The sequence below is a fragment of the Myceligenerans halotolerans genome, from assembly GCF_054782975.1.
In genome coordinates, this window is the sequence record NZ_BAAGRL010000024.1 from 16442 (window position 1) to 40320 (window position 23879).

At 72.3% G+C, this 23879-nt stretch carries 14 protein-coding genes; 12 read left to right on the forward strand and 2 right to left on the reverse strand.

Translation table 11 applies throughout. The features are described 5' to 3' along the window. Positions 1-44 precede the first annotated feature (44 nt). Both ACYVK5_RS16390 and ACYVK5_RS16395 read left to right on the forward strand, forming a co-directional pair. On the forward strand, positions 45-1979 hold the full coding sequence (locus ACYVK5_RS16390) for a dynamin family protein (RefSeq protein WP_460706900.1): 1935 nt from the start codon (positions 45-47) through the stop codon (positions 1977-1979). Next, positions 1976-3451 (forward strand): dynamin family protein, encoded by a 1476-nt coding sequence (locus ACYVK5_RS16395; protein ID WP_460706902.1) that lies wholly within the window; start codon positions 1976-1978, stop codon positions 3449-3451. Before ACYVK5_RS16390 ends, ACYVK5_RS16395 begins: the two co-directional genes overlap by 4 nt. A 98-nt stretch (positions 3452-3549) precedes the next feature. On the opposite strand, the gene ACYVK5_RS16400 is transcribed toward ACYVK5_RS16395, so the two are convergent. Further along, positions 3550-4257 carry a hypothetical protein gene (locus tag ACYVK5_RS16400; protein ID WP_460706904.1) on the reverse strand — a complete coding sequence of 236 codons (708 nt, stop codon included), beginning with the start codon at positions 4255-4257 and terminating at the stop codon, positions 3550-3552. A gap of 137 nt (positions 4258-4394) precedes the next feature. On the opposite strand from ACYVK5_RS16400, the gene ACYVK5_RS16405 reads away from it, so the two are divergent. From ACYVK5_RS16405 to ACYVK5_RS16415, 3 genes are all read left to right on the forward strand, one after another. Further along, positions 4395-6257 carry an Hsp70 family protein gene (locus ACYVK5_RS16405; protein ID WP_460706906.1) on the forward strand — a complete coding sequence of 621 codons (1863 nt, stop codon included), beginning with the start codon at positions 4395-4397 and terminating at the stop codon, positions 6255-6257. Positions 6258-6582: 325 nt separating this feature from the next. After that, the gene (locus tag ACYVK5_RS16410) at positions 6583-9588 is read left to right on the forward strand and encodes a glycosyl hydrolase (RefSeq protein ID WP_460706908.1); all 3006 of its coding nucleotides are present in this window, start codon (positions 6583-6585) and stop codon (positions 9586-9588) included. Between the two features lie 201 nt (positions 9589-9789). After that, complete coding sequence (locus ACYVK5_RS16415; protein ID WP_460706910.1) at positions 9790-10242, forward strand: hypothetical protein; 453 nt, start codon at positions 9790-9792, stop codon at positions 10240-10242. 75 nt (positions 10243-10317) lie between these two features. Here the strand turns inward: ACYVK5_RS16415 and ACYVK5_RS16420 are convergent, their stop codons facing one another. Next, positions 10318-11508, reverse strand: a complete 1191-nt coding sequence (locus ACYVK5_RS16420; protein WP_460706912.1) for a LacI family DNA-binding transcriptional regulator — start codon at positions 11506-11508, stop codon at positions 10318-10320. 169 nt (positions 11509-11677) lie between these two features. Here ACYVK5_RS16420 and ACYVK5_RS16425 point away from each other — a divergent pair, with 169 nt between their 5' ends. The 7 genes from ACYVK5_RS16425 (at position 11678) to ACYVK5_RS16455 (ending at position 23819) form a co-directional block, all read left to right on the forward strand. Then, positions 11678-13801 (forward strand): beta-galactosidase, encoded by a 2124-nt coding sequence (locus tag ACYVK5_RS16425; RefSeq protein WP_460706913.1) that lies wholly within the window; start codon positions 11678-11680, stop codon positions 13799-13801. Further along, entirely contained in the window at positions 13798-14736 is a 939-nt protein-coding gene (locus ACYVK5_RS16430; RefSeq protein WP_460706915.1) for a carbohydrate ABC transporter permease, read from the forward strand. Before ACYVK5_RS16425 ends, ACYVK5_RS16430 begins: the two co-directional genes overlap by 4 nt. Beyond that, positions 14736-15632, forward strand: a complete 897-nt coding sequence (locus ACYVK5_RS16435; protein WP_460706917.1) for a carbohydrate ABC transporter permease — start codon at positions 14736-14738, stop codon at positions 15630-15632. Before ACYVK5_RS16430 ends, ACYVK5_RS16435 begins: the two co-directional genes overlap by 1 nt. 84 nt (positions 15633-15716) lie before the next feature. After that, positions 15717-17093: an extracellular solute-binding protein gene (locus ACYVK5_RS16440; protein WP_460706919.1), complete on the forward strand. Its 1377-nt coding sequence runs from the start codon at positions 15717-15719 to the stop codon at positions 17091-17093. 123 nt (positions 17094-17216) lie between these two features. Further along, positions 17217-19457: an RICIN domain-containing protein gene (locus ACYVK5_RS16445; protein WP_460706921.1), complete on the forward strand. Its 2241-nt coding sequence runs from the start codon at positions 17217-17219 to the stop codon at positions 19455-19457. A gap of 251 nt (positions 19458-19708) precedes the next feature. Further along, on the forward strand, positions 19709-20710 hold the full coding sequence (locus tag ACYVK5_RS16450) for a LacI family DNA-binding transcriptional regulator (RefSeq protein ID WP_460706923.1): 1002 nt from the start codon (positions 19709-19711) through the stop codon (positions 20708-20710). 142 nt (positions 20711-20852) lie between these two features. Then, positions 20853-23819: a glycoside hydrolase family 2 TIM barrel-domain containing protein gene (locus ACYVK5_RS16455; RefSeq protein WP_460706925.1), complete on the forward strand. Its 2967-nt coding sequence runs from the start codon at positions 20853-20855 to the stop codon at positions 23817-23819. The last annotated feature ends 60 nt before the right edge of the window (positions 23820-23879 follow it).

Here is a 23879-nt window from a genome sequence, read left to right on the forward strand (position 1 = left end):
GGGCTCCGGGCGCCTGCCGGGCCAGACGCATCCGAGGAGGGATCATGACTCGCACCGAGGCACCCGTCGTGGACGGCACGCCTCCCGCCTGCGCACCATCCACCGGGACCGGCGGCCCCGGATCGCCCGCCGCCCCGGCGGCGCCCGCGGTCGACCGCGCCAGGGCAGTCGTGAACCTCGGCCTGGAGGCCTGCCGGGCCTACGGCCGCGAGGACCTCGCCGCACGCCTGAACACCGCGCTGGCCACGCTGGACGACCCGCGCGTGCACGTGGTGGTGGTCGGCGACTTCAAGCAGGGCAAGAGCTCCCTGGTGAACGCGCTGATCGGTGCCGAGGTCTGCCCGGTCGACGACGACGTCGCCACGGCCCTGCCCACCTATATCGAGCACGGTGAGACCCGGTCGGCCGAGGTCCTGTGGGCAGGCGACCCGCCCCGGCGCGAGCCCGTCGACCTGGAGGCCGCGGCGCGCGTGATCATGGAGCAGCCCGAGCCGTCCGATCCGTCCGCCCCGGCGGCCTGGCCGCACCCGTCGGCCCCGGTGGACACCGGCCCCGCGCGACCGTCCGGCGTCGTCGTGCGGCTGCCACGGACGCTGCTGCGCGGCGGGCTCGTGCTGGTCGACACCCCCGGCGTGGGCGGGCTGGAGTCCGCGCACGCCGCGGCCAGCCTGGCGGCGGTGGCGATGGCCGACGCCGTCCTCTTCGTCACCGACGCCTCCCAGGAGCTGACCGCCGTCGAGGCCGAGTTCGTGCGCAAGGTGCGCGACAGCGGCCCGGAGCTGGTCTGCGTGCTGACCAAGACCGACCTCTACCCCGCGTGGCGCACCATCGCCGACCTCGACAGGGGCCACCTGGACGACACGGCACCCGGCGTCCCGGTGATGCCGGTCTCCTCCGTGCTGCGGTCCCGCGCGGTCCGCGCCAGGGACAAGGAACTGAACGCCGAGTCCGGATTCGGCGACGTCGTGCGGTTCGTGTCCGGCCGGGTGACCGACGGCGCCGCGCGGAAGGTCGCGGCGTCCGCGGCCACCGAGGCGGCCCAGGTCGCGGGCCAGATCGCCACCCAGTTCGAGGCGGAGGACGCAATCCTGGCGGACCCGGACCGGGCACGCGAGGTCATGGCCGATCTGGAGCGCGCGCAGGCCCGCGCCGCCGAGCTGCGCGGGTCGGCGGCCCGGTGGAACCAGACCCTCTCCGACGGCGTCACCGACCTCACCGCCGACGTCGACCACGACCTGCGCGCCCGCGTCCGGCGACTGATCGACGCCGCCGACGACTGGATCGAGCGCGCCGACCCCGCCGACGCGTGGCCGCAGCTCAAGGCGTGGCTGGAGGCAGCCGTCGCGCAGGAGATGGTGGCAAGCTACACCCTCCTGCGGACACGCGCGGAGGAGCTGAGCGAGCAGGTGTGGACCCACTTCAGCGAGGCCGCCGAGCCGGTGCTCTCGGACCTGGCGGTGCGCACGCCGGAGGAGCTCCTCGCCCGGCTGGACGTGCGCCAGCGTCTCGACCTCGCCCGGATGAGCGTGCGCAAGCAGGCTCTCACCGCGCTGAAGGGCTCGTACCTGGGCGTCCTGATGTTCACGGCACTGGGCGGCCTGATCGGGCTGTCCCTGGGGCCGGTGGCCGTCGGGATCGGCCTCGCGATGGGGCTGGGCAGCCTGCGCCAGGAGAAGAAGCGGCAGCTGGAGAACCGCCGCAGCCAGGCCCGTAACGCCGTGCGCCGGTACTGCGACGAGGCCGCGTTCCGGGTCGGCAAGGACTCGCGCGACACGATGCGCCGGGTGCAGCGGCAGCTGCGCGACCACTACGCCGCGCGGGCCGACGAGATCCAGCGGTCCACCACCGACTCGCTGCGGGTGGCCACCGAGGCCGCCCGCCGCGACGAGAAGGATCGTGCCCGGCGGCGGAAGGACATCGCGGCCGAGCTGGGCCGCCTCGCCGAGCTGAACCGTCGCGCCGAGGCGGTGGCCGCATGATCCCCGTGCCGGGACCCACCCTGCTGGACCGCACGCGCGTCGCCGTCGACCTGGCGCGCGAGGCGTACGCGGGCACCGAGCACGCGGCGCGGCTGGACGCCCTGCGCGCCCGCCTGGACGAGCCGCTGCGCGTCGCCGTCGCCGGTCGCGTCAAGGCCGGCAAGTCGACGCTGCTCAACGCGCTGGTCGGGGAGCGACTCGCGCCCACCGACGCGGGCGAGTGCACGCGGATCGTCACCTGGTACCAGGACGGGCACACGTACGGCGTCACCGCCGGGCTGCGCGACGGCGGCCGTGCCGACCTCACCTTCCACCGCGACGACGGCGCGCTGGAGATCGACCTGAACGGCCTGGCCCCCGATGATGTCGAGCGGCTCGAGGTCAGCTGGCCCTCGCAGGCGCTGCGCACGTGGACGCTGGTGGACACGCCGGGGATCGGCTCGCTCGACCCGTCGTCGACCGAGCGTACGTGGGACCTCCTGGCCGACGACGAGACCCCCGCCGACGCCGTCGTCTACCTCATGCGCCACCTGCACCCCCAGGACGTGGCGTTCCTCGACGCGTTCCACGACACCGAGGTGTCCCGCCCGAACCCGGTCAACGCGATCGGCGTCCTGTCGCGGGCCGACGAGATCGGCGTCGGCCGCATCGACGCGCTCGCGTCGGCGCGACGGATCGCCGGGCGCCTGCGCCGCGACGCCACGGTGCGCCGGATGGTGCAGACCGTCGTCCCGGTCGCGGGCCTGCTCGCCGAGACCGCCGCGACGCTCACCGAGGACGAGGTGGCCCGGCTGCGCCAGGTCGCCGCCCTTCCGGTGGCCGACGCCGAGGACCTGCTGCTGTCCGCCGACCGGTTCGTCGACCGGGAGCCCGGCCTGGGCCTGACCGGCCTCGAGCGCACGGCACTGCTGGAGCGGTTCGGGCTGTTCGGCCTGCGTCTGGCGACGGTGCTCCTGCGCCAGAAGGCCGTCGCGACCGCCACCGAGCTGGCGCGGGAGCTGACGGCGCGCAGCGGCGTGGGGGAGCTGCGCGCCGTGCTGGACTCGCTCTTCGTCGGCCGGCGCGACGTCCTGAAGTCACGTTCGGCGCTGCTCGCCCTCGACGCGCTGCTCGCCGCAGAGCCGGTGCCCGGTGGCGATCGGGTGGCGACCGTCGTCGAGCAGGTCGTGGCGTCCGCGCACGCGTTCGCGGAGCTGCGGGTCCTGTCGGCGCTGCGGGCGGGCTGGGTCACCGGCCCGCACGAGGCGCTGACCGACCTGGAGCGACTGGTCGGCGGGGACGGGGCGACCTCGCGCCGCCGGCTCGACCTGCCCGCGGATGCCTCCACGGCCGATGTCACCGACGCCGCACGCGGCGCCCTCGACCGGTGGACCCGGCGCGCGGAGAACCCGCTCAGCCGGCGCGAGCTGGTGCTCGCGGCGCGGGTCGCGGTCCGGTCCGTCGAGGGCCTCCTGGACGGACCACGACCATGAGCCCCGCCGAGGTGTCCGAGTTCGACCACGCCGTCGTGCGTGGTGGTTGCGCTCCGCGGGACGGCGTGGTCGGCACCGGCCGGGTCTCGGACGGCCGCTCAGAGGGGGATGTCGGTGTCCTCGCCGTCGGCCGCGTCGAGCTCCGCCGGGTCGAAGGCGTCGTCGGGTGCCTGCGTGTCGAGGTCGCCCAGGACGAAGTCGACGGAGTCGTGGGGGAGGGGCGGGACATCGGTCGGATCGGTCAGGCCGCCGCTCGCCGCCTCGTCGTCGTCGGCCGGCTCGTAGGCGTCCGGTCCGTAGGCGGCCGTCCCGTTGCCTGCCGGGTCGTCGCTCGCATGGTCGTCGTCGGCCATGGCGTCGCCGGCCCGGGTACCGGTGCCGGGGCCGCCGTCGGGCATCCCGGCATCGTCGTCCGGCACGCCGGCGCCCGTGCCGAAGGCGAGGGCGTCTCCCGGCCCCGCCTCGTCGTCGGGCAGCTCGGCGCGGCCGGGCAGCGCCTCGTCGTCCGACGCCGGGCCGACGGCGGGAGCGGACGCGAGCAGCGCGAGCCCGTCGGGGAGCATCTCGGCGGCGTCGAGGTCGGCCGGGTCGGCGAGGCCGTCCAGGCCGTACGCGGTCGTGAACGGGGACAGATGCTCGGCGACCGCCGCGGGCGCGGTGTCCGCGAAGCTGGCCACGGCCTCCCCGACGAGGTCGCCGGGCAGATCATGGCCCGCGGCACGCAGCGCCTCGGCGACGACGGCGGGGCTGTCCCCGCTGCCCGCTCGCTCGCTCAGCACATCGTGCACCGACCTGTTCTCGTCCACGACATCACTGTAGAACGGGCGGCGGGCGGCGGGTTCGGGGCATTCCCCCGTCGGCCCCCCGCCATGCCGGGGACGACACCGCACGATCCGAACCACACAGAATCCGCGCGCAGGCGCACCACAGAGAGATAGGGATCATGGACACATCGACCACGTACGCGCTGGGCATCGACCTGGGGACCACGTACACGGGCGCCGCCGTCGTGCGCGACGGCCGGGCCGAGATCGCCACGCTCGGCAGCCGTGCCGCGGTGATCCCGTCGGTCGTGCTGCTGCGCGACGACGACACGTTCCTCACCGGTGAGACCGCCGACCGGCGGGCGCTGACCGAGCCGCAGCGCGTGGCGCGCGAGTTCAAGCGACGTCTCGGCGACCCGACACCCCTGCTGCTCGGCGGTGCGCCCTACTCGGCGGAGGGACTCACGGCCCGGCTGTTGCGCGCCGTGGTCGACGAGGTCGCGGCGCGCGAGGGCGGCGAACCGTCGGCCGTGTGCATCTGCCATCCGGCGAACTGGGGCCGGTACAAGCTGGACCTGCTGGAGCAGGCGGTGCGTATTGCGGGCCTGCAGCAACCGGTCACCTACGTGTCCGAGCCCGAGGCGGCCGCCGCGTTCTACGCCCTCGGCCGGCCGGTGGCGCCGGGCGGCACGGTCGCCGTCTACGACCTGGGCGGCGGGACGTTCGACGCCGCCGTGCTACGGCGTACCGAGACGGGATTCACGATCCTGGGCCGCCCGGAAGGGGTCGAGCGACTGGGCGGGATCGACGTCGACGCCGCGGTGCTGGACCACGTGCGCCGCGCGACCGGTGGCGTGCTGGACGACCTGGACCCGGAGGACCCGGCGGCGGTGGCCGCCGTCGCGCGGTTGCGGGAGGAGTGCGTGTCGGCGAAGGAGGCCCTCTCCGCGGACACCGACGTCACCATCCCCGTCCTCCTGCCGGGACTGAGCACCGAGGTGCGGCTCACCCGCGCCGAGCTGGAGGCGGTGGTGCGGCCCCTGCTGCTGGAGACGGTCGCGGCGCTGCGTCGGGCGCTGACGTCGGCGGGAGTGGTGCCGGAGGACCTGGACGCCGTGCTGTTGGTGGGTGGGTCCTCACGAATGCCGCTGGTCGCCCAGCTCGTCGGTGCCGAGCTGGGGCGGCCCGTGGCCGTGGACGTCAATCCGAAGCACGTGGTGGCGCTCGGCGCGGCCTGGCTGGCGTCGGCGCCGGCCGTGCCGGACCGGACGACGACGGGCGTGGCCGTCGGGGCGGTCTCCCGTGCGGAAGGTCCGCCGTCCGCGGGTGACCCGCGGGAGCAGACGGCCGCCCTCGCGGCGGAGGCCGCCGGGGGCAGGTCCGCGTGGCAGCGCATGCCGCGCGGCGCACAGATCGCCGTCGGCGCCGCGCTCGCCGTCGTGCTCGGGGTGGGGGCGTGGGCGCTGATCCCGTGGCCCGAGCAGGCACCCGCCGCGGCGGGCCCGGACGGTTCCAGCTCCCCGAGCGGTTCGACGGCGTCGGCGTCCTCCGACGCCACGGACGATGCCACGGACGATGCTACGGACGATGCTACGGACGACGGCGCGGACGAGGGCGCGGACACCGAGCCGGAGCTGCTGCCCGCCCAGGAGTGCACCGAGGAGATCCTGGCCAACGAGCGCTGGGTGTGCCTCACCAGCGCCACGGTGACGGACGGCGAGCTCGTCGTGGAGTACGACGCCGAGTGGGCGGGCGGCATACCCGACGAGGAGGTCGGATTCCACGTCCACTTCTACGGTGCCGACGAGACGGGCGCCGACCCGGCGGCCGCGGTCATGGGGACCCAGGCGACCCACGCCGGGTCCTACTTCTTCGACGCCGACGAGCCGGTGGTCCGCACGGTGGACAGCGTGGACTACGTGATGCTCGGTGACGCCCCGCTGATCTGCGGGCGCATCGCCTTCGCGAGGAACCACAGCCTGGTCGCCGACGCGGACGGTGGCTACGACACGGGCAACTGCTGGCCGATCGAGAGGGCTTGAGCGGGAGTCCTGGTCGTCCCAGGCTCCGCGTTCGCCCGCAGGCGTGAGCGCGGGTGTCAGGTTGCGCCGTCGCTCGTCGAGCAGGTCGAGCGCGGCGCGGCTGCCGCCTGGACCCGGGCCGGCGGGACCCGGGCCGGCGGGAGCCGCAGTCGCCAACCCCGCACGGTTGACGACCGGCCATCGAGCTGCCACGCTCTTGAGAGCGCTCCCAATCATGTTGTCGGCTCGCAGATCGTGCACCACCCTCGACGACGCTGGGAACGAGGACATGTGCCGAGCACCCCAACGGCGGGGCGGTTCAGAGAGGACAACGATGTTCCATTCCTTGACCAGCACAGATTCCACGGCGAACGGTCCCGGAGCGGTGCGGCCACCCGGCAACGACGCCGGGTCCCGGCCCTCCCGTCAGAAGTGGCGGTCGCGCGCCGGGGCCCTCGTCGCCGCCGTGATCGCGCTCTCAACGACGGGCGCCGTCGCGGCCGTGGCGGCCGACCCGACGCCCGTGGGAGCGGGGAGCTACACCACCGAGCAGGTCGGCCCGGCGCCGGAGGGCTGCGCCCCGCTCGCGACCGACGCCCGCGCGTTCCTCACCGACTCGGCCCCGGACGGGGCCGTGCCGACGAACGACTGGTGGTCCTCCCTGAGCTTCAAGAAGTTCGACTGCTCGATGAGCGAGCCGCTGCACGCGCACCCCGTGTCCTACAAGCCGTCGCCGGAAGGCCTCGGGCTGTCCTACACCCAGGAGCCCACTCTCTACGGGACACCCGGCGGGATCGGGGAGTTCCACTACCCGTACGACGAGGACCTCGTCGTCGGCGTCGCGGGACTGAACGCGCCCGTCGCCGAGATCGCGGACTGGAGCGACTGGACAGTCACCCCGTCCTGGAACGACGGAGCCCGCTCCATGACGGCGACGATCGGGCACGGACTTCCGATCGCCTGGTTCGAGATGGCGGGCGGCGACGCGCTCCTCACCGGTGGGTCGGACCTGCGCGTCTGGCTCGACGACGGTGCCCGTGTCGGATTCAGCACGGGCGGCGCCGACTACGTCGCGTTCGCGCCGAGCGGTTCGTCGTGGACGACGTCGGGCAGCGAACTGCGCAGCGACCTCGCGGGCAAGGGTTACGTCTCGGTCGCCGCTCTCCCCACGACACCGGCGGACGACGACGCGGCACGAACCGCCCAGGCGGACGCTTTCACCCCGTACGCCTACGTCGAGGTGACCGGCACCCGTGCCGACTACGTGTACGACGAGGCGACGAGCATCGTGCGGACGACCTACTCCCTCGAGACCGAGGCGCACGAGGGCACCGACGCGGGCACGATCGTGTCGCTCTACCCGCACCAGGACGCCTACCTCGAGGGGATCACCGGCGACGGGCCCGGCGGCGGCGCGGCATCCGATCGCGAGTACGAGTCGGCACGGGGCGCGATGACCACGCTGATCGGGGCGACGTCGTTCACGACGGACACCCCGTTCACCGGTGTCCTGCCGGAGGTTCCCGCGGTCACGACGTCGGAGGGCGACGCGAACGCGCGGCTCGACGCCCTGCTCGACGCGGAAGCGTCCGACCCGATGAGCATCGACGCCGACGACACCTACTGGACCGGCAAGGCGCTCGGCCGCGCGGTCCGGATCGCGGAGATCGCCGACCAGCTCGACCGGACGAGCATCCGCGACACGGCGCTCGGACAGATCGAGGACACGCTCACGGACTGGTTCACGGCGAGCCCCGGTGAGACGGAGCACCTGTTCGCGTACAACGAGAACTGGGGCACCCTGGTGGGCTTCCCCGCCGCCTACGGGTCGGACAGAGAGCTGAACGACCACCACTTCCACTACGGATACTTCATCGTCGCGGCCGCCACGCTGGCGCGGTTCGACCCGGAGTGGGCCACCGACCAGCAGTACGGCGGCATGGTCGACCAGCTGATCGCGGACGCCAACAACTTCGACCGCAGCGACCAGCGCTACCCGTACCTGCGCGACTTCGACATCTACGCGGGCCACGACTGGGCGGCGGGACACGGCGCCTTCGTCAACGGCAACAACCAGGAGTCGAGCTCCGAGGGCCAGAACTTCGCGAACGGCCTCATCCAGTGGGGAGTCGCCACCGGTGACGACGCCGCCCGCGACGCCGGGATCTACCTCTACGCCACGCAGACGGCGGCGATCCAGCACTACTGGTTCGACCAGGCCGGCGCCATGCCCGAGGGCTTCGGCCACTCCACCGTCGGCATGATCTGGGGCAGCGGCGGGGCCTACGCGACCTGGTTCAGCGGTGAGGCCGAGATGATCCAGGGCATCAACACCCTGCCGGTCACGGGCGGCCACCTCTACCTGGGACTTCGCCCCTCCGACGTCGTCGCCAACTACGACGAGATGGTCGCGGCCAACGGTGGCGACCCGACCGTCTGGCAGGACATCCTCTGGTCCTACCTCGCGCTCGGGGACGGCGAGCGTGCGCTCGCGGCACTCGACGGCGACCCCGGGTACCCGGTCGAGGAAGGGGAGAGCCGCGCACACACCTACCACTGGATCGCCAACCTCGCCGGCCTGGGGACGGTGGACCCGACGGTGACCGCCGACTCTCCCGTCGCCGCCGTGTTCACCAAGGACGGGGCGCGTACCTACGTGGCCTCGAACATCACGCAGTCGCCCCGCACGGTCGAGTTCTCGGACGGGACCTCGCTCGCCGTGCCGGCGGGCCGGACCGTCACCTCGGGCGCTCATGACTGGAGCGGGGGAGGAGCCCCGGGCGACACGGACGACCCGACCGATCCGACCGCCTCTCCGGAACCGACCGCTTCTCCGGAGCCCACCGATCCGCCGGAGCCCGTGGATCCGACGCTCTACCTGACCGCGGACGGCGACCTGGCACCGGAGCCCGGCTCCGACACCACGGCGGTTCTGGGCGCGGCTTCCGGAGCCGACGCGGTCGGTGACCCGAGCACCGGGCTCACCGCCACGCTGGAGCACGTGACGGGCGAGTTCGGCGGTGCCGGCACAGTGTTCGACGTCGGTCTCGACGCCGGCCAGGACGTCGGCAACGGCACACGGTTGCGCGTCTCCTACGACCTGGAGGGCGACGGCTCCTTCGACCGGGTGGAGTCGTACGCGTACTTCGCCACCGACCCGGTACCCGGCTTCGAGCGCTACACCTCGGAGAACCGCGCGCTGGAGAACTCCGAAGGAACTCTCGGCGACATCACCGACGGCACGATCAAGGTCGAGGTCTGGAACGTGATCGGCAGCGCGACCACGCTCGTCGACCTCCAGGACTCGGTGGTGGAGGTGCCGTTCGAGTCGCTGACGGTCGGCGGCGGGTAAGGGGCCCGGACCCGTACGGCGCACCGAGGCCTCCTCCGGACGGGGGAGGCCTCGGTGCGCGCCAGGCACCTACGGCCGAGGGATGGTGGATGACGAATGGTTGCTTCCGGCGAAGAGGACGACGATGCTGATTTAACGGCCGAATCGTGACGTATCCGCTTTGATAGGTGGATGCCATCGATTCGACGTCAGGAGATCTCGATGACCCAGGGAGCACAGGTCGGCGCCGTCTACCGGACCAGCCAGGATCTCCTGGACGCTGACCTGCCGCACTTCGCCGTCGTCGTCGACGCCCGTGGGTACGCGATCCAGCGGGACGCGGACGGCAACTGGTACAGCGTGGCTTCCGTCAACTCGTCGGACCTCGTGGGCGCCTACACCCTCGTGCATCTGCCCGCCGAGCCGCTGCCGGCCACGTCGGGGTCGGTCGTCATCACCGACGTCGGCACTCCGTTCATGCGTCGCTGGAATGCCGAGGCCGACGATCGCTCCCGGCCCGACCGCTGGATCGGGCCCGACGGCGTCTCCCTGAGCGACGCGGACCTGCGCGGCCTGGGCATCGCGCGCACCTGGGACGCGGGAACCGCCGACGTCCCGACCACGAACGGGCGGCCCCGGGACCGAGCCCCTGCAGCGCCACGAAGGCGCCACTGACGCGCACTGCCAGGGGCCGCGGGGATCGCATGCCGACGGGTCCGAGGCGTGGTGCGGCACGACGAACGGGAGCGATCATCGGGCTGCGGCGAGCGGACCCGTGGACTTCCGCACGACGAGACGGGACGGCAGGGCGCCGTCGTCGTCGGGGAGCTCCCGCCCGGTGATGCGGGCCAGGAGCTGTTCGACGGCACGGCGCCCCTGGGTGAAGAAGTCCACCTGGAGCGTGGTGAGCGGCGGGGAGAAGTAGGCGGCGTCGGGGATGTCGTCGACGCCCGTGACACTCACGTCCTCGGGTATCCGCAGGCCGCGTTCGCGCAGGGCGAGGAGCGCGCCGAGCGCCATCTGGTCGTTGGCGGCAACGACGGCGGTGAACTCGGTCTCCGCGAGGAATGCCGACACCGCTTCGTGGCCGGAGCGTGCCGACCAGTCGCCGCGGACGACGCCGGCGGACTCCAGTCCGTGCGCCGCGACGGCGTTCTCGAAGGCTCGGGCACGGTTGCGTGCCGCCGACCAGGCCGGCGGGCCGGCGATGTGCAGAAGCCGGCGGTGGCCCAGGGCCGCCAGGTGGTCGATGAGGGCAGGGAAGCCGACGGTCGTGAGCTGCGAGGCGTGGTGACCGGCGAACTCGTCGTCCTCGCCGGCGAGGTAGGCCGGTACGCGGAAGTCGGCGGCGTCGAAGGCGCGGGCCATGTGGTCGCTGGAGGCCAGGGCCAGGATCCCGGCCAGGTCGTGCCGGGTGAGCATCTCCAGCGCCTGGCCGATCTCGGCGGGGTCGCCCATGTCCAGGCTCACGATGTCGAGCACGTAGCCGGCGTCGCGCGCGGCCCGGGTGGCGCCCTGGATGATCTTGCTCGGGCCGAACTGGTCGAGCTCGTGGGTCAGCGCCCCCAGTCGCGACGACCGCCCCGTCGTCAGGGAACGGGCGGTCAGGTTCGGGCGGTAGTCGAGCGCCGCGAGTGCCTCGACGACACGCTCGCGCGTCGCGGGCCGGATGCCCTCGTAGCCCTGGAGGAACCGGTGCACGGTCTGGTGGGACACCCGGGCGAGCGCCGCGACGTCGCGGATGGTCGCGGGCCGGTCGAGCTCGTGGGCCGAGCTGGGAACCGAGCCGGTGTCCGGCCCGTCGGCACCGGTGTCCGGCCCGTCGGCACCGGTGTCCGGCCTGACGGCACCGGTGTCCGGCCTGCCTGCGGGCTCCTTCCGTGGGCTCTCGTCCGGTGTGACGTCGGCATCCTGTGGTGCGCGGCCAGCGCCGGGGGGCATGTGGTCTCCTTCGTGCGGTGACGTGCGGGTGGGTGTCCTCACCGTATGGCGGTGAGCCCGTCCACTAGCGATGTTACCGGTAACAATCTGGTCTCGGAGACTTGTTACCGGTCACATTCGCGGGTAGCGTCCCGTTGCGTCCCTCGCAAGACAACGGAGTAGCTGCCTCATGGACTCACCGAATCGCCCCGCGCCACCCGGACACCTGCTGTTCGGTGTCGCCTATTACCCCGAGTACCACCGCGCCGACCGGCTGCACCAGGACCTGGACCTGATGGCGGCCGCCGGCATCAACGTGATCCGGGTGGGGGAGTCGGTGTGGTCCACGTGGGAGCCGCGTGACGGCGAGTTCGACCTCGAGTGGCTCGCGCCGGTGCTCGACGCGGCGCGGGACCGGGGGATCGACGTCATCCTCGGCACCCCCACCTATGCCGTACCGCCGTGGCTGCGGACGGCGTACCCGGAGATCGCCGCGGAGCAGCGCACGGGCGAGCCGATCCCGTGGGGCGCGCGCCAGGAGGTCGACTACTCCCACCCGGCGTTCCGGTACCACGCCGAGCGCGTGATCCGCGCGATCCTGGCACGCCATGCCCAGCATCCCGCGATCATCGGGTACCAGGTGGACAACGAACCCGGCCTGCACCTGATCCACAACCACGGGACCTTCACCCGGTTCGTGCGGCGGCTCGAGGAGCGGTACGGCGATGTCGAGACCCTCAACCGGGAATGGGGACTGACCTACTGGTCCCACCGCCTGGCCGGCTGGGACGAGCTGTGGCGCCCCGACGGCAACACCTTCCCCCAGTACGACCTCGCCTGGCGCCGCTACCAGGCGGACGTCACCGCCGAGTTCATCGGCTGGCAGGCCGACATCGTCGGCGAGTACCGCCTCCCCGGCCAGTTCGTCACGACGTGCCTGCAGTACCCGCGCCGCGCGCTCGACGACGAGCGGCTCGGCCGCCACCTGGACATCGCGGCGGGCAACCCGTACTACGGCCTGCAGGATCATCTGGAGGCCGGTACCGAGCTCGCCCAGCCGAACTACTGGACCACCACCGGTGTCGCCGGCCTGTTCCGCCAGGCCGACCGCATCTACTCCTCGCGTCAGGCGCGCTACCTCGTCACCGAGACCAACGCGCAGGCCATCGACGCGTCGCACGCCAACCACCCGCCCTACCCCGGTCAGCTCAAGCAGGCCGCCTACGCGTTCATCTCACGCGGCGCGGCGATGATCGAGTACTGGCACTGGCACACGCTGCCGTACGGTGCCGAGACCTACTGGGGCGGCGTCCTGCCCCACAGCCTGCGCCCGGGCCGGATCTACACCGAGATCGCCGAGATCGGCAACGAGCTGTCCCGGCTCGGGACCACGCTCGACGGCTACGAGCCCGACGCGGACGTCGCGATCCTCTGGTCGAACCCCAGCCGGTTCGCCATGCAGTTCATGCCGCCACTGGCCACCGGCGGGCAGGGCGACGACGAGTCCTACGAGTACATCACCGACGCGTTCTACCGCGGGGTGATCGACGCCGGCCGGCAGGCGCGCATCCTGCACCTGCCGCAGGCGCACGACATCGGCGCGACCGAGCTGGCCCGCCGATTCCCCGTCCTCGTCGCCGCCGGGCTGTACATCACCGCCGACGACGACCTGAGCCTGCTGCGCGAGTACGCCGCCGCCGGGGGCCACCTGATCCTCGGGCCGCGTACCGCCTACGCCGACCCCGAGGCGCGCGCCCGCGTCGCCGTCGCACCCGACGGCCTGCACGCCGCCGCCGGTGCCTGGTACGAGGAGTTCTCCAACCTCGACACGGACGTCCAGGTGGTCGCCACCGACGGCAGTCCGCTCACCCTGGACGCGGACGCCACCGCCCACCGCTGGGCCGACGGCCTGATCCCCGACGGCGCCCAGCGCCTGGCCACGTACAAGCACCCCCGCTTCGGTGACTTCCCGGCGGTCGTCACCCACCCCCACGGCAGCGGGCGGGTCACCACCGTCGGCACGGTCCCGTCGGCGGGCCTGGCGACCGCTGTCGTGCGCTGGGCCGCTCCCGAGGGCGCCGGCAGCCTGCTGACCGGTGACCACGGCCCGGCGGTCACGGTCTCCTCGGGAACCCTGCCCGACGGCCGCCGCGCCTGGTTCGTCTTCAACTGGGGCTGGGGCGAGCAGCGCCTCGTCCTCGCGACCGGCGTGCGCGACACCGCCACCGGCACCACCCACGCCGCGGGCGCGCAGCTCGCGCTCGGGCCGTGGGGCTGCCGGATGCTGATCGACGAGCGAGAGGCAGTCCGATGAGCGCCACCCTGATCCGGATCCCTTCGCAGTCCGGGAAACCGAGGACCGTCGCCCGTCCGGTACCGCGATGGAGAAAGAACCTGCAGGGGTGGCTCTTCGCCTGGCCGTTCGCCGTCGTCTTCGTCTTCGCCTTCGTGGCGCCGCTGCTCTACGCGCTGTGGCTGAGCCTGTTCCAGAACCGGCTGGTCGGCGGCAACTCGTTCGTGGGACTCGAGAACTACGCGACGGTGCTCCGGGACCCGGCCTTCTGGGACGGGTTCGGGAGGGTCTTCGGGTTCCTGCTCGTGCAGGTGCCGGTCATGCTGCTCCTGGCGCTGGCCGCGGCGCTCGCGATCGACAGCGCCCGGTTGTACGCCACCGGCCTGTTCCGCGTGGTGATCTTCCTGCCCTACGCGGTTCCGGCCGTAGTGGCCGTCCTGATGTGGGGCTTCCTGTACAGCGACAACTTCGGCCTGACCGCGAGCATCAACGACTGGCTCGGCAGCGACGTGCTCCGGCCGTTCGCGCGCGACTGGATCATCGTCTCGATCGGCAACATCGTGACCTGGGAGTTCGTCGGCTACAACATGGTGATCTTCTACTCCGCCCTCAAGACGATCCCGGCCGAGCTGTACGAGGCGGCCGCGCTCGACGGGGCGGGCCCGTGGCAGGTCGTCAAGGCGATCAAGCTGCCCGCCGCCCGGGGCGCGATCGTGATCGCGACGATCTTCTCGATCATCGGCAGCTTCCAGCTCTTCAACGAGCCGAACGTCCTCCAGCCGCTGGCGAACAACGTCATCACGAGCAACTTCACGCCCAACATGTACGCCTACAACCTGTCCTTCGCCGGACAGCAGTACAACTACTCCGCCACCGTCGCGATCGTCATGGGCCTCATCACCGCGGTCATCGCGTACGTGGTCCAGATCCGCGGAACCCGTCAGGAGGACCGCTGATGCCCACCGGGCGCCGTATCCATCCCGCGGTGCGCCGCGCGTCCTCTGCGACGCGCCCGCGCAAGTCCGCCGCCATGACCCTGCTGACCGGCCTGTTCCTGGTCTACGCGCTCCTGCCGGTGGCGTGGCTGGTCATCAACTCCACCAAGACCCAGGGCGACCTGTTCGCGACGTTCGGGTTCGCCTTCGGCGACTCGTTCGCGCTCTGGGACAACCTCGTCGCCACGTTCACCTACGACGACGGCATCTTCGTGCGCTGGCTCGGCAACACGCTGCTGTACGTGGTGCTCGGCGCCGGCGGAGCGACCTTCCTCGCGACCCTGGCCGGTTACGCCCTGGCGAAGTACCGGTTCCCGGGCCGCAAGGCCTACTTCGCCGTCGTCCTGGGTGCCGTCGCCGTCCCCGGAACCGCACTCGCCGTGCCGACCTTCCTGCTGTTCAGCCAGCTCGGCCTGACCAACACCCCGTGGGCGATCATCATCCCTTCCCTGATCAGCCCGTTCGGGCTGTACCTGATCTGGGTGTACACCGTGGACTCGGTGCCCACCGAACTGCTGGAGGCCGCGCGGCTCGACGGCGCGGGGGAGCTGCGGACCTTCTTCACCATCTCGATCCGCCTGCTGACCCCCGGCATCGTCACCGTGGCGCTGTTCGCGATCGTGGCCACCTGGAACAACTACTTCCTGCCGCTGATCATGCTCAGCGAGCCCGACTGGTACCCGCTGACGGTCGGCCTCAACCAGTGGAGCGCGCAGGCGGCGGGCGTCGCCGCCGAGCCGATCTTCAACCTGGTCGTCACCGGCTCCCTGATCACGATCGTGCCGATCATCGTCATCTTCCTGTTCCTACAGCGCTTCTGGCAGTCCGGCCTGAGCGCCGGAAGCGTCAAGCAGTGAACCGCCACCCCTGACCGCCCGCCCCGACAGGTCGCCATCGCGACCCCGACCCGACCCCCACCACGAAGACGTGAAGGAAAGATCATGACCAGACCAGCCCACCTGACCCGCAACGGCCGCCAAGCCCGCGCCGCCTGCAAGACCGCGGCCGCGCTTGCCGCCGCGGCGCTGACCACCATGGCGCTCGCCGGCTGCGGCTCCGCCGCCGAACCGGGCGGCGAGACCCCCGCCGGATCGGCTGCGGACCTCGACGCCGCCCTCGAAGAGGGAGGCGAGCTCACCTACTGGACGTGGACCCCCTCGGGCCAGGCCCAGGCGGACGCCTTCATGGCGGAGTACCCGGACGTCGAGGTCACCGTCGTCAACGCGGGCACCGCGACGGACGAGTACACCAAGCTGCAGAACGCGATCAAGGCCGGCTCCGGCGCCCCCGACGTCGCGCAGATCGAGTACTACGCTCTCCAGCAGTTCGTGCTCTCGGACAGCCTGCTCGACCTGTCGGGTTACGGCTTCGGAGACCTGGAGGACGCGTACACCGCCTCCACATGGTCGGCCGTGACCGCCGGCGACGCAATCCACGGCCTGCCGCAGGACTCCGGCCCGATGGTCCTGCTGTACAACCAGGAGATCTTCGACGAGTACGACCTCGAGATTCCCGTCACCTGGGACGACTACATCGCCGCCGGCGAGAAGCTGCACGCGGCGGACCCCTCGAAGTACATCACCAACGACGCCGGGGACCCGGGCTTCGCGCAGCCGCTGATCTGGCAGGCCGGCGGCCGGCCGTACCAGACCGACGGCACCGCCGTGACGGTGGACCTGCAGGACGAGGGCACCAGGCTCTGGGCCGACACGTGGAACCAGCTGCTCGAGCCGGGCCTCCTCGCCGACATCCCCACCTGGAGCGACGACTGGTGGAAGGCCCTGAGCGACGGCACGGTGGCCTCGATCGTGAGCGGTGCGTGGATGCCCGGCATCCTCGAGGGCTCGGTGCCCGACGGCGCGGGCAAGTGGCGCGTCGCGCCCCTGCCGAGCTACGACGGCTCCGCCACCACCGCGGAGAACGGCGGCAGCGCCCAGGCGGTCATCGAGCAGAGCGAGAACCCGGCGCTGGCGGCGGCGTTCCTGCGGTGGCTGAACAGCTCCGACGAGAGCGTCGACGTCTTCCTCGACAACGGCGGTTTCCCCGCGACCACCGCGCACCTGACCTCGCCCGAGTTCCTGGCGGAGGCCCCCGAGTACTTCGGCGGCCAGAAGATCAACGAGGTGCTCGTCGACGCCTCCGAGAACGTCGCCACGGGCTGGGAGTACCTGCCGTTCCAGGTCTACGCCAACAGCGTCTTCCCCGACACCGTCGGCACGGCGTACACCGACCAGAGCGACCTGAACGCCGGGCTGCAGGCATGGCAGGACAAGGTCGTGTCCTACGGCAGCTCGCAGGGTTTCAGCGTCAGCGAGTGACGCTGGGCCGCGGGGCCCGGCGCCGGTGCCGGGCCCCGCGGCGTGCACGACGCGATGCCAGGACGGCGTCGCGAAGGTGAACCCGTGCCCGGCACGGGTCGATGACATCCCCGAGGAGGGGGCATGACGTCAAGAACCAAGCGTGTCCTGACCGCGTTCGTCACGGCGGTCGCGGCAGCCCTGGTACCCGCCGTGGCCGCGGAGGCATACCGCCCCACGGGCGGCATCATGTACCAGCTCACCGACAGCGACGAGTGCCTCAAGGGCCGAGGCAACTGCGCCGTCTACCCGAAGTCCGCCGAGCTGCCCGGCGGCCGGCTGGTGGCCGCGTTCGAGAAGGCCACGGTCAACCCGGTCAGCGGCGCCGCGACCGGCGGGACCCTGCCGATCTACAAGAGCGACGACGACGGCACCACGTGGCAGTCGCTCTCGGAGGTCCGGCCGCCGGCGGAGCTCTCGAGCGACCCCGCCTACGCGAAGTACACGAGCAACTGGGGCAGCCCCTACCTGTACGTCCTGCCGGAGGCCGTCGGCGACCTCGCCGCGGGCACGCTGGTGCTGGCGAGCCTCGTCACCGGCGAGGACCACTACTACATCGAGCAGAAGGCGGCCGACCCGGACTGGGTCCCGACGAACGACGGCGACCGCAAGGACCTGGCGATCGCCCTGTTCTCGTCCACCGACGAGGGCGTGACGTGGAACATCGTCAACATCATCGCGGCCGGCGGCTGGCAGGGCGGTAGCGCCGGGGCGACCGGGACGAATGTCGCCGAGGCCAACACCTACCGCCAGGTCGACCCCGTCTGGGAGCCGTTCCTCATCGTGCGCGACGGGAAGCTCATCTGCTTCTACTCGGACGAGAACGAGTACACGGGCTACGACCCCGCCACCGGCGTCGCGACGCCGGATCCGGAGAACGACACGGCGACCGACCCGCACGGCCAGATCCTGGCCCACCGCACGTGGGACGGCACGAGCGCGCCGTGGAGCGCCCCGATCGTCGACGTACCCGGCACGACGGTGAACGTCGACGGGAAATCGCTGATCGGTGGTGGACGGCCCGGTATGACCACGATCGCCCCGACGTCCGACGGCAAGTGGCTGCTCACCTTCGAGTACTGGGGCGGCGGAACGAACAACAGGTTCAAGACCGCGAGCGACCCGCTCCGGTTCTTCGCCGACGGCGACGCCGACGGGACCGGGGTGGACGAACTCCCGGTCAGCACCGGCTCGCGCGGGCTGGCCACGGGCGGCAGCCCGGTGCTGCTCCCGATGCCCGACGGCCGGATCGCCTACAACGCGAGCGGCAGCGGGAACATCTGGGTCAACCGCAGCGGGTCGAGCACCGGAGCGTGGACGGAGTACCAGACCACCGTCGGCGCCGGGTACAGCCGCAACCTGCAGTACGTCACGAGAACCGGACGGGTGGTCATCCTCCAGGGCACCTGGGGCGGCCCGACGAGCAACGCGGTCATCCGGTACGGCGAGGTGGACCTCGGCCGCTCGGCGGGCGCGTACCACCAGCTCGTCAACCGGAAGACCGGCCAGGTGATCGGCACCGGCAACAACAGCAACGACGCGAACATCGGCAACGGTGACGTTCCCGACGTCGTCCTGGAGGCCGCCGGTTCCGTGTCCGACGGCGACACGCAGTTCTGGCACGTCGTCACGAAGCCCGACGGGGCGGCGGCGCTGCTCAACAAGTCCGGTGGGCGGGCGGCAGGGATCTGGACCGGAACGCCGTCCGCCGGGCAGAAGATCGGCCAGTGGGTGGACAACACCGAGGCGGGGATCTGGAACCTGGTCACGACCGGCGACGGATACACCCGGCTGCAGGCCGCCGCCGACACCAGCCTGTACCTGACGGGGGCGACCGCCGGGGCACAGCTGACGCTGGAGACGGCCGCGACGGACGGCTCGCAGGACTGGACCCTGGTCGAGCAGCGGCCCGAACGACTCGTCAACCGCAACAGCGGCAAGTGTCTCGACGTGAGCGGGTTCTCGACGGCTGATGGTGCCACGGTCCAGCAGTGGACGTGCCATGACGGCGACAACCAGCGGTGGCAGGTCCAGGAGGTCTCCGGCGGGTACGCCCAGATCACGGGCGTCAACAGCGGCAAGTGCCTGGACGTGGACGGGTTCTCGACGGCTGACGGTGCCGCGGTCCAGCAGTGGACGTGCCACGGCGGCGAGAACCAGCAGTGGCAGGTCCAGGACCTTCCGGGCGGCGACGTCCAGCTCGTCAACCGCAACAGCGGCAAGTGCCTCGACGTCGACGCGAGCTCGACCGCCAACGGTGTCGCCATGCAGCAGTGGACGTGCCACGGCGGCGACAACCAGGCCTGGCAGCGCAGCACGCTCTGACGGGCCGAGGGCGTCCACCGGGACGTCGTCGGCGTCGTCGCCACCGGTGCCGGCGGGACGGCGGCCCCGGAGTGATCGGGAGAAACGTCTGCCCGAGGCGGGTGACCGCCTCGGGCAGACGTCTGCTGCCTCGCAACCGCTCGCCCTCGCCCGGCGGTCGCCGCCGGGGCTCGGAGGTCGCGCGACCTCTTATAGGGTCGACTGCGGACGGCTTCGTCGTATGCCGTCGTGTGCAGCGGAAAGGTGGCCCGGTGGGCAAGCGTGTGACGATTCTCGACGTCGCCGAGGAGGCCGGGGTGTCACGGCAGACGGTGACACGCGCGATGAACGACATGAGCGAGATCAGCGCGGGGACGCGGCGGCGGGTGCTCGAGGCCGCCGACCGTCTCGGCTACCGGCCGAGCCGGTACGCCCGCAACCTGGTGACGAGGCAGAAGACCCATGCGCTGGGCCTCGTGGTCTCCTCCCTCCGCAATCCGTACTACACCGAGATGGCCGCGGACGTGCTCTCGGTCGCCGCGGAGCGCCGGTGGCAGGTCATCATCGCGGCGCCGGAAGGCGACGCGGCCGAAGAAAGCCTGGCGCTGCTGTCCACGCAGGTCGACGTCGTGGCCGGCTACTTCGGCCGGCCCGACGCGGAGCTCGTCGAGACGGTTCGCGGGCTGCCGATCGTCCGGCTCGGGCACGAGGGATCCGTGCCGAGCAGCGCCATCCCCGGCGTCCACGCGGTCGACACCGACCTCGGGTCCGGGATCGTCGACGCGATCGCCGCACTCCGTGAGCGGGGTGCGCGGCGGTTCGGGATGGTCGACGTGACCCCTCGCTCGGGGGGGCCTTACGCGCCCTCGCCCCGGCGGGGGTGGTTCGAGCAGGCGGCCGGGGACGAACTGACCGGTGTCGTCGCGGGGGAGGAGAGCATCTCGGGCGGAGGCGAGGCGTTCGCCGCCCTCCTGCGTGAACATACCGACACGGACGCCGTGCTGATGTTCAACGATCTCATGGCACTGGGCGCGGTCCAGACCGCCCGCGCCCTGGGCGTCGACGTCCCCGGCAGCGTCCGGGTGGTCGGCATCGACGGCCTGGCCCTGGGCGAAGCGGTCGACCCGCCGCTCACCTCGATCTCCCTCGACCGGCGTGGGCTGGCGGAGCACCTCCTGGACATCATCGAGATCCTGGCCGACGCGGACTTCGCCCGCATCGCGCCGATCCGCCGCAGTGTCCGGGCCACGCTGCTGACGCGCGGATCCGCCTGAGAATCTGAGAGGCGGTCCCTGCCGAGTGGTCGGCCCGATGTCGGAAGATCGGCCGCCCGGGGAGCCGATCATCCGACATCCGACCGACCATCCGGCGACGGAGCCCGTTGACCGGCGGACCACGACTGTGTACCGTCGTCCCGTGAGCGTTCACGGCTCAGCTCAGGTGACCACCACCACCGCCTCGACCGAACCCGCCCTCACGTCGACCGCGCCGGGCTCCGGCCGCCTGCCCGCCCGCGCGCGACTCAGGTCGGACGCACCGCAGCTGCTGCTCGACGGGGCCTGGGCGTTCCGGCTCGCGGCCGGGCCGCACGAGGTGACCGAGGGGTTCGAGGCGCAGGACTTCGACGACTCGGCCTGGGACCGGATCGACGTCCCGTCGAGCTGGCAGCTCGCCGGCCTCGGGCCCGACGGCGTCGAGGGCGCCCGGTACGGCACACCCGCATACGTCAACGTGACGTATCCGTTCCCCGTGGATCCGCCCCACGTCCCACGGGAGAACCCGACCGGCGAGTACCGCACGATCATCGACGTCCCGGCGGGCTGGGCGGCGGACGGTGCGCGCACCGTGCTGCGCTTCGACGGCGTCGACTCCTCGTTCGTCGTCTGGTGGAACGGGCAACGCATCGGGCACGGCACGGGCTCGCGCCTGACCTCCGAGTTCGAGGTCGAGGCACGGCCCGGCGTGAACGTGCTGGCCGTCCGCGTGTACCAGTGGTCGGCCGCCAGCTACCTCGAGGACCAGGACATGTGGTGGACGTCCGGGATCTTCCGCTCCGTCACGCTGCTCGAACGACCCCGGGCGGGGATCGAGGACGTGTTCGTCCACGCGGACTACGACCCGGCGACGGGCACCGGGACCCTGGCCCTGGACGTCCTCACCGACGCCGACGAGGTGCTGCTGGACGCACCGGAGCTCGACCTGGCCGGTGCGGACGCACGCGAGTCCGCGTCGCGGCAGGTCGAGCCGTGGTCGGCCGAACGGCCCCGGCTGTACGACGTCACGGTGCGGACCGCCACGGAGTCCGTCGCCCTGCGCGTCGGGTTCCGCAGGGTCGAGGTGCGCGACGGCCGTCTCGAGGTCAACGGCGCGCCGCTGCTGCTGCGCGGCGTCAACCGTCACGAGTGGCATCCGGTGACCGGGCGCACGCTCGACCGCGAGACGATGCTCGCCGACGTGCTGCTGATGAAGCGGCACAACATCGACGCCGTCCGCACGAGCCACTACCCTCCGGCGACCGAGTTCCTCGACCTGTGCGACGAGTACGGGCTGTGGGTGCTGGACGAGTGCGACCTGGAGACCCACGGGTTCGTCGACGTGGGGTGGCGCGCGAACCCGAGCGACGACCCGCAGTGGCACGAAGCGATGCTGGAACGCATGCGCCGCACGGTCGAACGGGACAAGAACCACGCCGGCGTGATCATCTGGTCCGTCGGCAACGAGGCGGGCACCGGCGAGAACCTGCGCGCGATGGCACGCTGGGCGAAGGACCGCGACCCGTCACGGCTCGTGCACTACGAGGGCGACTGGGACTGCCCCGACGTCGACCTCTACTCGCGCATGTACGCCCACCCGGACGAGGTCGCCCTGATCGGGCGCCGACAGGAGCCGCCGACGCAGGATCCCCGCCTCGACGCCCGGCGGCGCACCAGGCCGTTCGTGCTGTGCGAGTACGCCCACGCGATGGGCAACGGCCCCGGGGGCCTGAGCGACTACCAGGACCTGTTCGAGACGTACGACCGGCTCGCCGGCGGGTTCGTCTGGGAGTGGATCGACCACGGCATCGCCCGGCGTACGGCCGACGGGCGCACCTACCACGCCTACGGCGGCGACTTCGGCGAGGAACTCCACGACGGCAACTTCATCGCCGACGGCCTCGTCCTGCCCGACCGGACGCCGTCGCCCGGACTCCTGGAACTGAAGAAGGTCGTCGAACCCGTGCGGATGCACGCGGACGACGGCGTGCTCGTCGTGCGCAGCGTGCACGCCCACGTGACGACCGGCTACCTCCGGTTCGTCTGGGAGCTCGCCGACGACGGCGTGCCGGTCGCCGGCGGAGACGTCGAGGTGGAGCCCGTCGCCCCGGGCGAGACCGCGAGGGTGCAGCTCCCGGACGCGGCGTGCCGTACGACGGGAGCGACGGGAGAGCGCTGGCTGACGGTCCGTGCGGTGCTGGCGCACGACACGTCCTGGGCGACGGCCGGTCACGAGGTGGCCTGGACCCAGGAGCGGGTGGCGGCCGCCCGCCGCGCACCCGTCGTCGCGGGCGCGGCGCTGACGACGGCGCGCGGCCGGCAGGTCGGCCCGGCGGTACTGGATGCCGACGGCCGGCTGGTCGCGCTCGGCGACATGGCGACCGAGCCGCCGCACGTCGACCTGTGGCGGGCACCTGTCGACAACGACCGGCTCGGGTGGCAGCGGCAGGTCGCCGACCAGTGGCACCGCCTCGGGCTGCACCGCGTGCGCCACCGCACCGTCGAGGTGCGCGACGACGACGGCACGCTGGTGGTCGTGGAGCACGCGCTCCCCGCCGGTACCGACACCGGCGCGCGCGGGACGTTCCGCTGGACGCCCGTCGACGGGGGTGTGCGCCTGGACGTCGAACTCGTGCCCCTGGGACGCTGGGAGGTGCCGGTGCCCCGCTGGGGCGTGCGGCTCGGGGTCCGCGGACCGCTGGCCGACGACGCGACGGAGGTCGCGTGGTTCGGAGCCGGGCCGGGCGAGGCGTACGCCGACTCGGCGCTCGCCGCGCGGATCGGGGCCTGGCGGACCACCGTCCGCGACTGGCAGACGCCCTACGTGCGCCCCCAGGAGAACGGCGCCCGCGCGGCCGTGCGCCACCTTCGGCTCAGCCGAGAGGGCAGATCCCTGGCGGTGGACGCGGTGGGAACGCCCGTGGAGGCGACCGTCCGGCGCTGGACGCACCACGACCTCGCCGCGGCGCAGCACACGACGGACCTCGTGGCCGGCGACGTGCTGTGGATCAACCTCGACCACGCACAGCGTGGCGTCGGGTCGGCCTCCTGCGGACCCGACGTCCTGCCCGCGTACGAGGTGGCCCCTGCGCCGGCCAGCTGGTCGATGGTGTTCCGGCAGGACGGCTGACCGCCGCGGGCATGCCCTCCCGGAGGGCATGCCCGCGGCGGCCCGCGACCTGCCGGTCGC